Here is a 12,444-nt window from a genome sequence, read left to right as displayed (position 1 = left end):
TCAGTCTCGGATGGACAGACGGACCAACTCACCGATGCCAAGCCCCTTGTTGGCGATGTAGAAGCTGCCGTCGCGGGCGATGGCGAACGACATCGGGGAGTCGAGACCGGTGCTCGCCAACTCCCGGTGGCTACCGTCGCGTTCCACCCGGATCAGCGCGCCGGTGGAGTCTCCCGAGCTGAGCCCGTTCTTCGCGATCTCCAGCACGACCAGCCGGCCCCGCTTGTCGAACGCGAGGTCGATGATGTTGGTGAAGCCGGTGGCGTAGATCGTCGGCTCCTGCCCCGGCACCAGCCGCCACACCCGCGCGCCGCCGTTCGGGAACGGGTGCCCGGTCAGCTGTCCGATGTAGAGCGCGCCGTCGGGCCCCTTGGCGATGGTGACCGGCACGAACTGGATCGGCGTCGTCGAGCCGGGAGGCAGGCCCCACTCCGGCGGTGCCGGAACCTGTTCCTGCGGCCAGACGTGTTCGGTGGTGACCACGCCGCGCCGGTCGATCCGGAGCACGTCGTTGGCGGCGGCGTCGAGCGCGTAGATGTCACGCCCGTCGGCGACGACTGCGTAGGGCTGGCTCTCCGGGATGACGCCATCGGGATTGTGCTGCCCCTCGTAGGCGGAAAGGTCGCCGAGGACGGACCAGCGGTGCTTCCCCTCCACCCGCAGGATCGTTCCCATCGCGGCTCCGGCCGCACCGAGCAGGTCGCGCGAGACCGGGTCGGTGCTGTAGCCCATCGCCACCAGCAGCTTGCCCTGCCGATCGAAGGCCAGGTCGTGCGCCCCGTAGACGGAGAAGCCGGCGCCGGTGCTGCGCAGCGACGGCAGGCCCGTCACGACCCGCTTCTGCCAGCCGTGACGGACCGCCGTGATCGCACCGGTCGAGCCGTAGCAGAGGTTGGTGCCGAACGTGCCGGGGATGCAGACGTCGTCGCCGCCGATCCCGGCCTCGGCGACGAGGACGGTGCCGGCGCGGTCGATGGCGACACCGCGGGGGTTGTCGAGGTTGCGGGCGACAACTGTCAGTCGCCCGGTGGTCGAGGTGGCCGCGGTGGCGGGCGCGGCAATGCCGGCCACCAGTACCAGCGGCACGGCCAGCGACAGCGTTCGTCGCATCGCGTCGAGCATGGGTTCTCCTCAGCAAGAGGGTTTCGGATGCGTTCGACGCTGCCGGCGTTGCCTCGAGGCCCGGTGGAGGGAGGCTCGACAGGCCCGCCTACTCCGGCTGATTCGGGGTGCCGCGCCCCAGCTCGTAGGGGGAGTTCACGCCCTCATAGGCGAGGTGCATCACCATGCCGTTGGCGGCGTGGTCGAGGTTGTGGCAGTGGTCCATCCAGAGCCCCGGATTGTCCGCCTTGAAGCCGATCTCGTAGATCTCACCGGGGATGATGTCGAGACTGTCGATCCACCACGGCGACCCGGTCGCGGCGACCCCGTTGCGGGACAACACCAACGCGTGATGGCCGTGCAGGTGCATCGGATGGTTCTGGTGGCTGCGGTTGACGATCCGCACCTTGACCACGTCGCCCATCCGGACCATCAGCGTCGGCGTGTGCGGGAAGCTGTGCCCGTTGATGATCGGCACCAGGTGGAGGCCGCCGTTGTAGAAGGACAACCGGTCGTCGAGGAGCTGGGTGAACGAGCGGTCGTACGACGAGCCCGTGTCGAAGGGCCGCGAGCCGCCGGAGCCGTACGAGAGCGGGTCGAACGGGTCGCCGTCGTCGACGATCTTCGGCGTCGAGGTGTCACCGGGTGGCGCCAGGACCAGCCCGGCGTCGCGGTTGGCGAGGTCGGTCAGCCGCACCGCACCCGCCGGCATCGTGAAGGTCACGTCGTAGCGTCCACCGGTCGCCAACCCGAATCTCGGGTTGGTCAGCGGGGTCGGACCGTTGACGTCGACACCGTCGATCGCGGCGACCCGCACCGGCGTGCCGTTGACCGTCAACGACCGCGGGCGACTGTCGGTCGACGGGTTGTTGTCGGTGTTGATCAGGCGTAGTCGCACCGGCGTGCCCGGCGCGATCTCCTGCCGTTGCAGGGTGTCGCTGGTGCCGAACGAGACGATGTTGTCGTCCGGCGTACGCCACTCGTGCGCCATCACCACGACGTCCCGCTCGCCCGGCGGTGGACCGTCGCGCGGCTCGACGATCAGCGCGCCGAACAGTCCCCTCCGGATCGCCTCGAGCGGGTTCTGGTGGGTGTGGTACCAGAACGTGCCGACCTGCTCGGCGAGGAACCGGTAGGTGAAGGTGCCGCCCGGCTCCACCGCGTCCTGCGTCGCGCCGGCGACGCCGTCCTCACCGTTGGGCACGTCGAGACCGTGCCAGTGGATGGTCACGTTCTCGTCGGGAATCTCGTTGTGCAGCGTCACCTCGACCAGGTCGCCCTCACGGACCCGCAGCTCCGGCCCGGGCGACTGCCCGTTGTACGTCAGGGCGTTGATCTCGGTGCCCGACGACAGCCGTACCGTGGCGTTCTTCGCGGTCAGGGTGAAGGCCTTGTTGGGCTTGCCGGTCCGCGGCCCACGCAACTCGTCGACGGAGACCCCGCCGTGCCCGCCGTGACCGAACGACGGGCCACCGCCGTAGTCGACGTTGTCGTGGGACATCATGCTCATCCGGTCGGGCAGCCTGCTGCTCTGCGCCACGTAGGTGATGCCGGCGGCCACGACGAGCACCACGACGGCGGCCTGCGCGATGGCACGCAGGGCGCCGGCCCGCCGGCCACGGCGTGCGAAGTCGGTAGCCGTGACGACCCGCAGACGGTGCCCCTGCCAGAGCCACAGCACCACCACCGACAACAGGATCGGCGCCGCGTGGGTCGCGATGTCGTCGAGGTAGGAGGGGACCGGACGGGACACGTACGCGAAGTAGACCCCAACGACCGTCGCCACAGCCGTTACCTGGACCGGCACCACGAATCCGGGGTTGGCGACGGCGGCGCGCGTCTCGACGTCGATCGGTGCGTCGTCGCGGTTGGACAGGGCGCGCAGGCCCGGCACGGTCCACACGGCGACGGCGAGCATCGGCAGCAGCAGGAGCGGCATCTGCACGATCACGCGGTTGTCCGCGAAGATCCAGTCGACGGCGAGCATCAGCCCGATCGCGACGCACTTGAGGATCAGCACCACCAGCGCGGCGACGAGTAGGCGCAGCAGCCGACGGGCGCTGGTCCGCAGCGCCACAGGCGTCGGCCGCCAGGCCAACCGCGTGGCGAGGATCGCCGCGGGCAGCCAGATCAGGAACAGGACCCCGGCCAGGATCCCGTCGGCGTTCTCTCCGACCTCAAACATGACGCCAACATACGGAGCGGGAGCACCACCCGACATCCGTTGACGAACGGCCGGGGTGTACGGCGATCACCGTAGCCGGGTACCGCTGCGAAACAGCTGCCGTAGTCAGCTAGCTGCCGGGCGCGACGAGCCCGGTCTGGTAGGCGAGCACGACGAGTTGCGCCCGGTCGCGGACGCGGAGCTTCACCATGGCCCGGTGCACATGGGTACGGGCGGTGGCGGGGCTCATCGACAGCCGGCGCCCGATCTCCTCGTTCGTCAGCCCGCTGGCCACCAGGCTCATCACCTCGCGCTCACGGTCGGTCAACACCGCCAGCCGGCCACCGTCGACCGGCGCCGGGGCGACCTTGCTGACGAACGCGCTCACCAGCCGGCTCGTCACCCGCGGCGAGATCAGCATGTCGCCGCCGGCCACCACCCGGACCGCCTGGCGCAGCTCGTCGGGCTCGATGTCCTTGAGCAGGAACCCGCTCGCGCCGGCACGCAGCGCCTCGAAGACGTACTCGTCGAGCTCGAAGGTGGTCAGGACGATGACCCGCACGGCCGGAAACCGCTCGACGATCGCCGCCGTGGCCTTCACCCCGTCGAGCACGGGCATCCGCACGTCCATCAGCACGATGTCGGGCCGGGTCGCAGCGACCATCTCGACGGCCTGGGCGCCGTTGGACGCCTCACCGACCACCTCCAGGTCGTCGCTGTGGTCGAGCAGACCCCGGAAGCCGGCCCGCACGAGCGTCTGGTCGTCCGCCAGCACCATCCGGATCGTCATGCTGTCTCCTCCACCTCGGCCGGCAGCCGCGCTGCCACTCGGAACCCCCCACCCTCCGGCCGGGGGCCGGCATCGAGCGATCCCCCCGCGGCCGTGGCCCGTTCCCGCATGCCGGCCACCCCGTGCCCCCGCCGGCTCGCCGCGGCCCCGACCCCGTCGTCGACGACCTCGACCGTGACGGCGTCACCGGCGTAGGTGATGGTGACGTCGACGGTCGTCGCCTCGGCGTGCTTGACCGTGTTGGTGATCGACTCCTGCACGATCCGGTAGACCGAGAGCGCCACCTCCGGCGGGATGGGGCGCGGGATGCCGGCGACCCCCGAGCGCACCTTCACGCCGGCCTGCTCGGCGACCGCGAAGACGCGGGCCAGATCGGGCACCTCCCCGGCGTCGCGGAGCATGCCGATCGCCGCGCGGACCTCGTGCATCGCGTCGCGCGCCGCGCCCCGGATGCTGCGCAGCGCGGCCCGCGCCTCGGCCGGCTTGCTGTCGAAGATGTCGTCGGCGAGGCTCGCCTGGACGCTGATCGCGGCGATCGTGTGGCCGAGCACGTCGTGGACCTCGCGGGCGATGCGGAGCCGCTCCTGGGCCACCTCGTGCTGACGCTCCTGGCGCATCACGGCGAGGCGCTGCTGTGCCTCGGCCAGCCGGATCCGGCGGGTGCGGATCGTCTCGGCGAGCAGCACCACGGCCGCGAGCAGCGAGCCCTCTTCCAGGGTCGCCGACAGGGCGGGGAAGAAGCCCTCGCCGAGCAGCGTGTAACGCATGATCAGCTCAAGGACGACGAAGAACCCGGCGACGACGAGCGCCCAGGTGAACCGGCCGGCGGCCGCGACGGAGAAGAGGGCGGCGGCCAGCGGGAGGGCGGGCGGGATGCCCGGGTACTCGAGCGCGTAATAGATCATCAGTGCGGTGACCGAGCCGACGAGCACCAGCAGCGGCCAGCGGCGCCGGAAGACCAGCAGCAGCCCGATCACCGCGCCGATCGCGTAGGCGCGGGCGTCCGGCGGCCGGGCGCCGGGCTCGTCGGCGACCCGGATCGCCACCGCCACAACGGCCGCGACGACGACCGCGATGAGGGCATCGATCGCGATCCGTCGGATGGCCGGGGTCATGTCCGCAACGGTACGACGCACGCACGGTCCGTTAACGCGGGCCCCTTCCTAACCGGAATCCGTCAGCAAGGGGCCCGTGCCCCTTCAGCCGTGACGGAGGGTCAACAGGGTCTGCCCGGTGGGGATCACCGTGCTGCCGTCCACCCGGAGCCCGGCCTTCTCGCCCAGTTCGGCGTACTCGCGCCAGGTCCTCGCCTTGCCGGCCATCAGCGAGAGCAGGCGCAGGTCCATCTGGGTGATGAACATCAGCCGGGCCGGGTCCTCGGGGAAGTTGTCGTTCTCGTCCTTCACCAGGATCTGCACGATCAGCACCTTCCCGGTCGTGCCGATCGCGTCCGCCGCCCGCTGGAGGATCTTCTCGGCGGCGCTGTCGTTCCAGTCGTGCAGCACGTTCGACAGGATGTAGATGTCGGCGCCGGCCGGGAGCGGGTCGAAGATGCTCCCGCTGACCACCTCGGCGCGGTCGGCGATGCCCGCCGCCTCGAACCGGGCCCGGCCCTGCTCGACGACGCCCGGCAGGTCGACCACGGTGCCGCGCAGGTGCGGCTGGGCCTTGAGGATCTCGGTGAGCAGGGCGCCGGTGCCGCCGCCGACGTCGACGACGTGGTTGACGGTGCTCCAGTCGTAGCCCTGGACGACCTGGTCGAAGTAGCTCGCGTGGGTGGCCATCAGCGCGCCGAACGACGTGGCCCGGTCGGGGTTGGTGGCCAGGTCGTCCCAGAACTCGATGCCGTAACGCACCGGGTACGCCGCATCGCCGGTGCGGATCGAGTGGGTCAGCGAGCTGAACGTGCCCTCGATCCGGCCGGCCATCGAGTCGACGTCGAGCCAGGGGCGCTGGGCGGCGGGGTGGTCGGTCTTGAGGAACTCGGCCGCTTCCGTCAGGGCGTACACCCGGGGTTCGGTCTCCGTGAAGACGCCGCGCACCGAGAGGTAGCGCAGCAGCCGGTGCAGCGCGTCGGGGTTGGCCTTCGTCGCCGCGGCGAGCTCGTCGAGCGTGGTGGTGCCCGCGGCGATCAGGTCGGCGAGGCCGAGCGTCGCCGCGGCCCGCACTGCCCACGGCGTGATCGTGTCGGTCAGCGAGTAGAGATTGACCCGATTTTCCGTCATGGCGGCGAGCTTCGACGACGGCGCTCGAGACCGGCTCGAAGCCGCGTCGATCGACCCGTTCTCCAGTCAGGTTCGAGTGGGCGGGCGCAGGCTGCGCCTGTCACGGCCGCCATGCGAAGGGGACACGATGGGCGCCAGCCACCAGGAGCGCGGAGCGATCGAGGTCATTCAGGACCTCATGCAGCAGAAGTGGGTCTACGAGCTGTTCGGCGAGATCGGCGCGCGCCAGGGTGCCTCGGCCGCGCACGTCGAGCAACTGCGGGCGGTCGACGCCGCCGCGCACGTGTTCTGGCCGTTCCAGGCGCCGCCGTTTCCGATCATCGCGGCCACCGCGAGCGGGTCGACGTTGACCGACATCGACGGCAACGACTACCTCGACTGCCACATGGGGTACGGGGCTCAGGCGCTGCACGGTCACAACCCGGCCCCGGTCGTCGACTTCGTCCGCGAGCGCCTCGGCAAGGGCACCGGCAACGGCTACACCAACGCGCTGGAGCTGGAGCTGGCGACGCTGCTGCGGGAGATCCTCCCGCACAACGAGAAGTTCGCCTTCCAACACTCGGGTACGGGGGCCACCCAGTCGGCGATCCGGCTCTGCCGTGCGTTCACCGGGCGGCGGATGGTCGCCAAGTTCGAGGGCACCCTGCACGGGTCACACGACCTGGCCGTCCACAACACCGCACCGTGGTATCACGGGCATCCGGCGGTGCCGTTCCCGGAGATCGGCAAGGACGGCATCCCGCTGGTCTCGGCGTTCGCCGGTGTCACCCCGGCCGAGCCGCGCGACCTGCTGATCCTGCCCAACGACACCGCGCTCGCCGTCGAGTTGATCGAGCGCCACGCGGGCGAGTTGGCCTGCATCCTCGCCGAGCCGGCCGCGTCGTCGTTCCCGTTCGAGGAGACGACGATCCCGATGATCCGTGAGGTGGCGGTGGCCGCCCGGAGGCTCGGGGTGCCGTTCATCCTGGACGAGGTGCTGACGGGTTTCCGGTCGGGCCTCGGCGGCGCCGCGCAGAAGTTCGACATCCCGACCGACCTCGTCACCTACGGCAAGGTGATCAGCGGGCTCGGACTGCCGTTGTCGGCGATCGGCGGTCGGGCCGACATCCTCGACATCTCGCAGACCAGCGGGCAGTCGTGGACCGACTTCGGCCAGAAGACCGGCCTGCAGGGCAGCCACACCGGCAACTACCTGTCGGTGGCGGCGTCGCTGGCCACGCTCCAGTTGCTCCGGGACAAGGGGCCCGCCTACTACACCGACCTCAGCGCCAGGATCGACCGGGTCCAGGCGCGGCTGGCCGCGTTCCGGGCGGCCGAGGGGATTCCGCTGCGGATGGTGGGGTTCGGCGACTACATCGGGTGTTTCCAGTTCCTCCCGGAGGACTCCTACACCGACTACCGGGTCTACTCGCGGGCGCTCAACCCCGCGACGTTCATCCTCACGCTGCTGTTGCGCAAGCGCGGCATCTACACGCTGGGCATGCCGATGTTCTTCGCCGGCGGCGCGCACAGCGACGCGGACGTCGACCGGCTGACCGACGCCGTGTTGGAGAGCACGCTGGAGCTGCGCGCCAACGACTTCCCCTTCGACCTGGCGTGGCCGGCGACGTCCCAGTGGGGTTCGGGTTCCGCCGAGTGGGGCTCGGGTTCCTCCGACTGGTCGTAACCACACCCTGCGTCACCGGGCCCGGGTCAGTTTCTGACCCGGGCCCTCCTCATGTGCCGTACAGGTCATACGCAAATAGCCGTACTTGACTAATCGTACGCGACGGCGTGTAGTCGGAAGGTGGGTCCGCTGTCGACCCCCGTCCGACTTCAGGAGGAACGCGATGACGGAGAGCTGGACCGACGAGCACAGCGCCACGCCACCCAATCCGCGCCGATGGCTGATCCTGGCCGTCGTTCTGGCCGGGGCGTTCATGATCCTGCTGGCCACGACGATCGTCAATGTCGCGGTCGCCCCGATCCAGCGTGACCTCCGCTCGACCTACACGGCGATGGAGTGGGTCATCGCCGGCTACGCACTCGGGTACGGCCTGCTACTCATCCCCGCCGGCCGGATCGGCGACCGTTTCGGCCACCGCAAGCTGTTCCTCATCGGCGTCGCGGGGTTCACGCTCGCGTCGGCGGCGTCGGCACTCGCGGCCACACCCAACCAGCTGATCGCCTTCCAGGTGGTGCAGGGCATGATGGCCGGCATCCTCAACCCGCCGGTGCTGGCGCTGATCCAGACCACGTTTCCGGCGAAGGAGACGGGTAAGGCCTACGGGATCTACGGCGCGATCGGCGGCATCGCGACCGCCAGCGGCCCACTCCTCGGTGGCCTGCTGATCGCGTGGGACCTCGGCGGCTGGGACTGGCGACCGGTGTTCCTGCTCAACGTGCCGATCGGCCTGGCCACGTTCGTCGCCGCGCTGATCCTGGTGCCCGAGTCGCGAGGCCGTCGCGGCGGGCTCGACGTGATCGGCATGCTGCTCGTCTCGGCCGCCGTCCTGCTGCTGGCCGTTCCGCTGGTCGAGGGCCAGCGGCTGGGTTGGCCGGCCTGGACGTTCGTCTCGATGGCAGCAGCGCTGCCCGCGCTGGCCGCCTTCGCGGCCTGGGAGTTGCGCCGTGCCCGACGCGCCCAGGTTCCGCTGGTGAGCATGCGCCTGTTCGCCCACCGCTCGTTCTCCGCCGGCGTCGGCATCAGCCTCTGCTACTTCGCGGGCTTCATCGGCCTGCTCTTCGCACTCTCGCTGCACCTGCAAATCGGCCTGGAGAAGTCCGCCCTGACGACCGGCCTGATCCTGCTGCCGTTCTCGTTCGGCACACTCGTCGGCGCGGCCATCTCCGACAACGTCGCCCGCGCCCTCGGCCGGGGCGTCCTGATGCTCGGCGCGGGCATCGTGATCGTGGGCATGGTGGGCATCATCGCCACGATCCACTGGTGGGGCTCCGGCCTCGAGCTGCTGCCGGCCCTGCTCTTCGCCGGCTTCGGCTCGGGCCTGGTGATCGCGCCGAGCGTCGAGATCGTGCTCGCCGGCGTGCCCTGGCAGGACGCGGGAGCGGCCAGTGGCGTGCTCGGCACCGCCCAGCGTCTCGGCCAGGCTGTCGGCGTCGCGGTGGCGGGCGTGGTCCTCTTCGGAACGCTCGGCTCCTACTCGGCCACGGCCGCGGAGAAGGCCAGCCCGGAGCTTCAGGCGTCGCTTGTCGCCGCGGGGCTGCCACCGGCGGAGGCGAGCGCGGCGACGACCGCCTTCGCCGACTGCTTCATCCGCCAGTCCCGCGCGTCGGATCCGACGGCCACACCGCCCGGCTGTGCGGACTCGGCACCGGGTCCGGTCGGCGCGGCCTTCGACAGCGCGGCCTCATCGGCGCTGGAGACCAACTTCAACCGGGCGGTCCAGTGGACGGTGGGCGCGGTCCTGGTCGGCGTGATCCTCACGTTCCTTCTCGTCTACCTGCTGCCGCGCCGGCCCGAAGAGCCCTGGGCCGAGGCGAGCAAGCCCGACTGGAACGTGACCACCACCCGCCAGCCCGCTCGGTGACGTGCCGCCAGTCCCGGCCCCGCAGATGCCCCCGGGGCCGGGGCTGGCACCGTCACGAGGTGGTCATCGACGTCGGTTGGTTGGCCATCAGCTCGGGCAGTTGGTCGAGCAGCTCGTCGTGCCAGGCGAGCTCGGTACGGAGTCGGAGCTCGGTATGACGGAAGGTCGTCCACTCCAGACCACGGATGTGCGGCGCCGCGATCTCCCGGAGCGCCAGCCACGAGTCGAGCTGCGCGGCGAGGGCCTGCCGACGCGCCACGATGATGGCCCGGAGCGCTTCTTCGCCGAGGTCGATCACATTTTGCAGGGCCAGGTCGACCGGGTCATGACGGAGCTTGGTGTCACGCAGCGCCTCGTCGCGGTGGTCGATCAGCTCCGCCGCGCCGGCCGATGTGAGCGCGTAGATCGTGCGGGCGGGCCGGTTGCCCTCCTGCTCGGTCCGGACCGCCTCGATGACGCCCTCGACCTGCATCCGGTGCAGCGCGCCGTAGAGCGAGCCCGGTTTGACGTCGCTCCACAGCTCGGTACGGTCGACCTGGGCCGCCCGGCGGATCTGGTGCCCATGCATGGGGCCGCCACGCGCGAGCGCTCCGAGGACGAACAGGCGAGTGCTATTCACGGCATTAGTCCAACACGAGTGCCCGTTTGCGGGCAAGTTGCGCAGAGCAATCCTTGAGTAACCTGCTATCCGCCGTGAAACGTCGGGTCGACGCACAGCCTCGGCAGGACGATCAGCGAAGCCGCGATGGCCCGGTTGACCGCGTCGATGCGCGACACCGCACCGAGTTTGGCGAAGATGTTGCGCAGGTGGCGCTTGACCGTCGCCTCCGACAGGCAGAGCCGCCCGGCGATCTGGGCGTTGCTCATCGCCTGACCGACCAACTGCAGCACCTCGCGCTCACGGTCCGACAGTGTGCTGTGCACCGGCCCCTGCACCTGGGTCAGGCTCTCGCGCGACACCGCCAGCATCACCGGAGCGTCATCGGCGCGGGCGCGGCGGATCGCCGCCACCAACTCCTGGCGGGTCGAGTTCTTCAGCAGATAGCCGCAGATGCCAAGGGTCAACAACTCACGCAGCAGCGTCGGGCCGTCGAACATGCTGAGGATGATGACCCGACTCGCCGGCGCGACATCACGGATCCGGCGCACCGTCGTGGTCACCCCGTCGCCGGGGATCTGCACGTCGAGCAGCACGATGTCGGGCTGCCGGACGCGGATCTCGTTGACCGCCGCACAACTGTCGCCGGCCTCACCGACGACAACGAGGTCACGCTGGGCGTCGAGGATCTCCCGGAGACCGTCGCGAACCACGACGTGGTCGTCGACGAGCACGATGCGGGTCGGCTCGACCATCGTCGCGGTCACCGGCCGGCCCCCGCCCCGACGGCGAGCAACGGCACGACGAGTTCGACGGACACGCCCTGACGGCCCGCCGTTCGCACCGCGAGGCGACCGCCCACGGCGGCCGCGCGCTCAGCCATCGCGCGCAGGCCGGAGCCGTCGCGCGCCGCGGCCAGGTCGAAACCCACCCCGTCGTCGACGACTGTCGCCCGCAGTTCGTGCGGGGTGATGTCGACGACCGCATGGATCACGCGGGCACCGGCGTGGGCGACCGCGTTGCGCAACGCTTCGCGGACGACCAGGAACACCTCGTCGAGCACCTCGGGCGGCACCCACGACTCGTCGCCGTTGATCTCGGTGTGCAGACGTGTCTCGCCCGTCTCGACCGTCGACAGGAAGTTGGCGAGCGCCTCGTCGAGTGACCCGAGCGGCTGGGAGAGGCGAAGATCGGCGATGAGCACCCGCAGGTAACCGACCGCGTCGTGGAGCGACTCCCGGGCGATGACCACCCGGCGGTCGACGTCGCCCTCGCGTCGTTCCTGGGCGAGCTCGTGCGCCTCCAGGTTGCGGTACGCCGCGCTGAGGCTGTGGCCCAGTCGGTCGTGCAGCTCGCGCGCGATCAGCGAGCGTTCCGCGATCTGCGCCTGGTGGACCTCGTTCATCAGGCCGGCGGCGTAGCGCGAACTCGCGTCGAGCAGCCGGGTCAGTGTCGCGCGGGTGAGCGCGTCGGCGACCAGTGCCAGGATCACGCCCTGGTCGGGCCGACCACACAACTGCTCCGACGCGTCGGCCAGCAGGATGTCGGCCAGTGCGACGACAGCACGGAAGCACTCGCGTGGGTGAAGGTCGACGCCCTCGGTGGGCGACGTCGGCGGTGGCGCCGACAGCGGGTCGGTCGTCTCGCGACCAATCTCGACGACCGCCTCCCGGACCAGGACGTCGGCCTGCGTCGTGTAACTGTCGACCAGGTCAGCGGCCCCGCCGAGGTCGTCAGTCGAAGCGGCGAGACGCTGACGGTAGGCGGCAAGAATCGGTTGACGCCTGCGTTCGAGAACCTCGGCAGCGGTCCTCCGCAGCGCATCGTTTCCATACACCATTGCGGATCCCCCGGTGTGTGCCCTTGTTGCTCCCCAGGTGCGGGCACTAACGGCTCTCCCCAGCGCCGGCTGCCCGCCGTGTCGCCCGGCTCCCCCCATGCGCGGGCGACAAAGCACTCAGATCGGATCGGCCTTCTACGAGTTGTCACGGCCGACTACTCGCACGAGTCTACGGTCTCACCGCTCACCGTTGGAAGCA

10 protein-coding genes are annotated in these 12,444 nt (G+C 70.3%); 2 read left to right on the top strand and 8 right to left on the bottom strand.

All coding sequences use genetic code 11. The annotated features are described in order from the left end of the window. The 5 genes from QSK15_RS03715 to QSK15_RS03695 form a co-directional block, all read right to left on the bottom strand. On the bottom strand, nucleotides 1–1,122 hold the full coding sequence (locus tag QSK15_RS03715; protein WP_285792894.1) for a ScyD/ScyE family protein: 1,122 nt from the start codon (nucleotides 1,120–1,122) through the stop codon (nucleotides 1–3). Nucleotides 1,123–1,210: 88 nt separating this feature from the next. After that, nucleotides 1,211–3,286: a multicopper oxidase family protein gene (locus QSK15_RS03710; RefSeq protein WP_285792893.1), complete on the bottom strand. Its 2,076-nt coding sequence runs from the start codon at nucleotides 3,284–3,286 to the stop codon at nucleotides 1,211–1,213. Nucleotides 3,287–3,395: 109 nt separating this feature from the next. Beyond that, nucleotides 3,396–4,055 carry a response regulator gene (locus QSK15_RS03705; RefSeq protein ID WP_030329380.1) on the bottom strand — a complete coding sequence of 220 codons (660 nt, stop codon included), beginning with the start codon at nucleotides 4,053–4,055 and terminating at the stop codon, nucleotides 3,396–3,398. Then, on the bottom strand, nucleotides 4,052–5,170 hold the full coding sequence (locus tag QSK15_RS03700; RefSeq protein ID WP_285792892.1) for a sensor histidine kinase: 1,119 nt from the start codon (nucleotides 5,168–5,170) through the stop codon (nucleotides 4,052–4,054). The genes QSK15_RS03705 and QSK15_RS03700 overlap by 4 nt, the downstream gene beginning before the upstream one ends. Nucleotides 5,171–5,254: 84 nt before the next feature. Further along, on the bottom strand, nucleotides 5,255–6,280 hold the full coding sequence (locus QSK15_RS03695) for a methyltransferase (protein ID WP_285792891.1): 1,026 nt from the start codon (nucleotides 6,278–6,280) through the stop codon (nucleotides 5,255–5,257). 127 nt (nucleotides 6,281–6,407) lie between these two features. Between QSK15_RS03695 and QSK15_RS03690 the strand changes: the two genes are divergently transcribed. Beyond that, on the top strand, nucleotides 6,408–7,946 hold the full coding sequence (locus QSK15_RS03690) for an aminotransferase class III-fold pyridoxal phosphate-dependent enzyme (RefSeq protein ID WP_279514964.1): 1,539 nt from the start codon (nucleotides 6,408–6,410) through the stop codon (nucleotides 7,944–7,946). A gap of 163 nt (nucleotides 7,947–8,109) precedes the next feature. Continuing rightward, nucleotides 8,110–9,807 (top strand): MFS transporter, encoded by a 1,698-nt coding sequence (locus QSK15_RS03685; protein WP_285792890.1) that lies wholly within the window; start codon nucleotides 8,110–8,112, stop codon nucleotides 9,805–9,807. 52 nt (nucleotides 9,808–9,859) lie between these two features. Here QSK15_RS03685 and QSK15_RS03680 read toward each other — a convergent pair whose 3' ends face one another. The 3 genes from QSK15_RS03680 to QSK15_RS03670 form a co-directional block, all read right to left on the bottom strand. After that, a complete protein-coding gene (locus QSK15_RS03680) occupies nucleotides 9,860–10,426 on the bottom strand; it encodes a PadR family transcriptional regulator (RefSeq protein WP_279514962.1) in 567 nt (188 codons plus the stop codon). A gap of 65 nt (nucleotides 10,427–10,491) precedes the next feature. Beyond that, nucleotides 10,492–11,172, bottom strand: a complete 681-nt coding sequence (locus tag QSK15_RS03675; RefSeq protein WP_245233539.1) for a response regulator — start codon at nucleotides 11,170–11,172, stop codon at nucleotides 10,492–10,494. After that, nucleotides 11,169–12,245 (bottom strand): sensor histidine kinase, encoded by a 1,077-nt coding sequence (locus QSK15_RS03670; RefSeq protein WP_285792889.1) that lies wholly within the window; start codon nucleotides 12,243–12,245, stop codon nucleotides 11,169–11,171. The genes QSK15_RS03675 and QSK15_RS03670 overlap by 4 nt, the downstream gene beginning before the upstream one ends. Between the last annotated feature and the right edge of the window lie 199 nt (nucleotides 12,246–12,444).

It is taken from the genome of Micromonospora sp. NBRC 107095, from assembly GCF_030269705.1.
Lineage (GTDB): Bacteria > Actinomycetota > Actinomycetes > Mycobacteriales > Micromonosporaceae > Micromonospora > Micromonospora parva.
The sequence above is the reverse complement of the archived record's forward strand: the minus strand, read 5'-3'. Positions and strand labels throughout refer to the sequence as shown.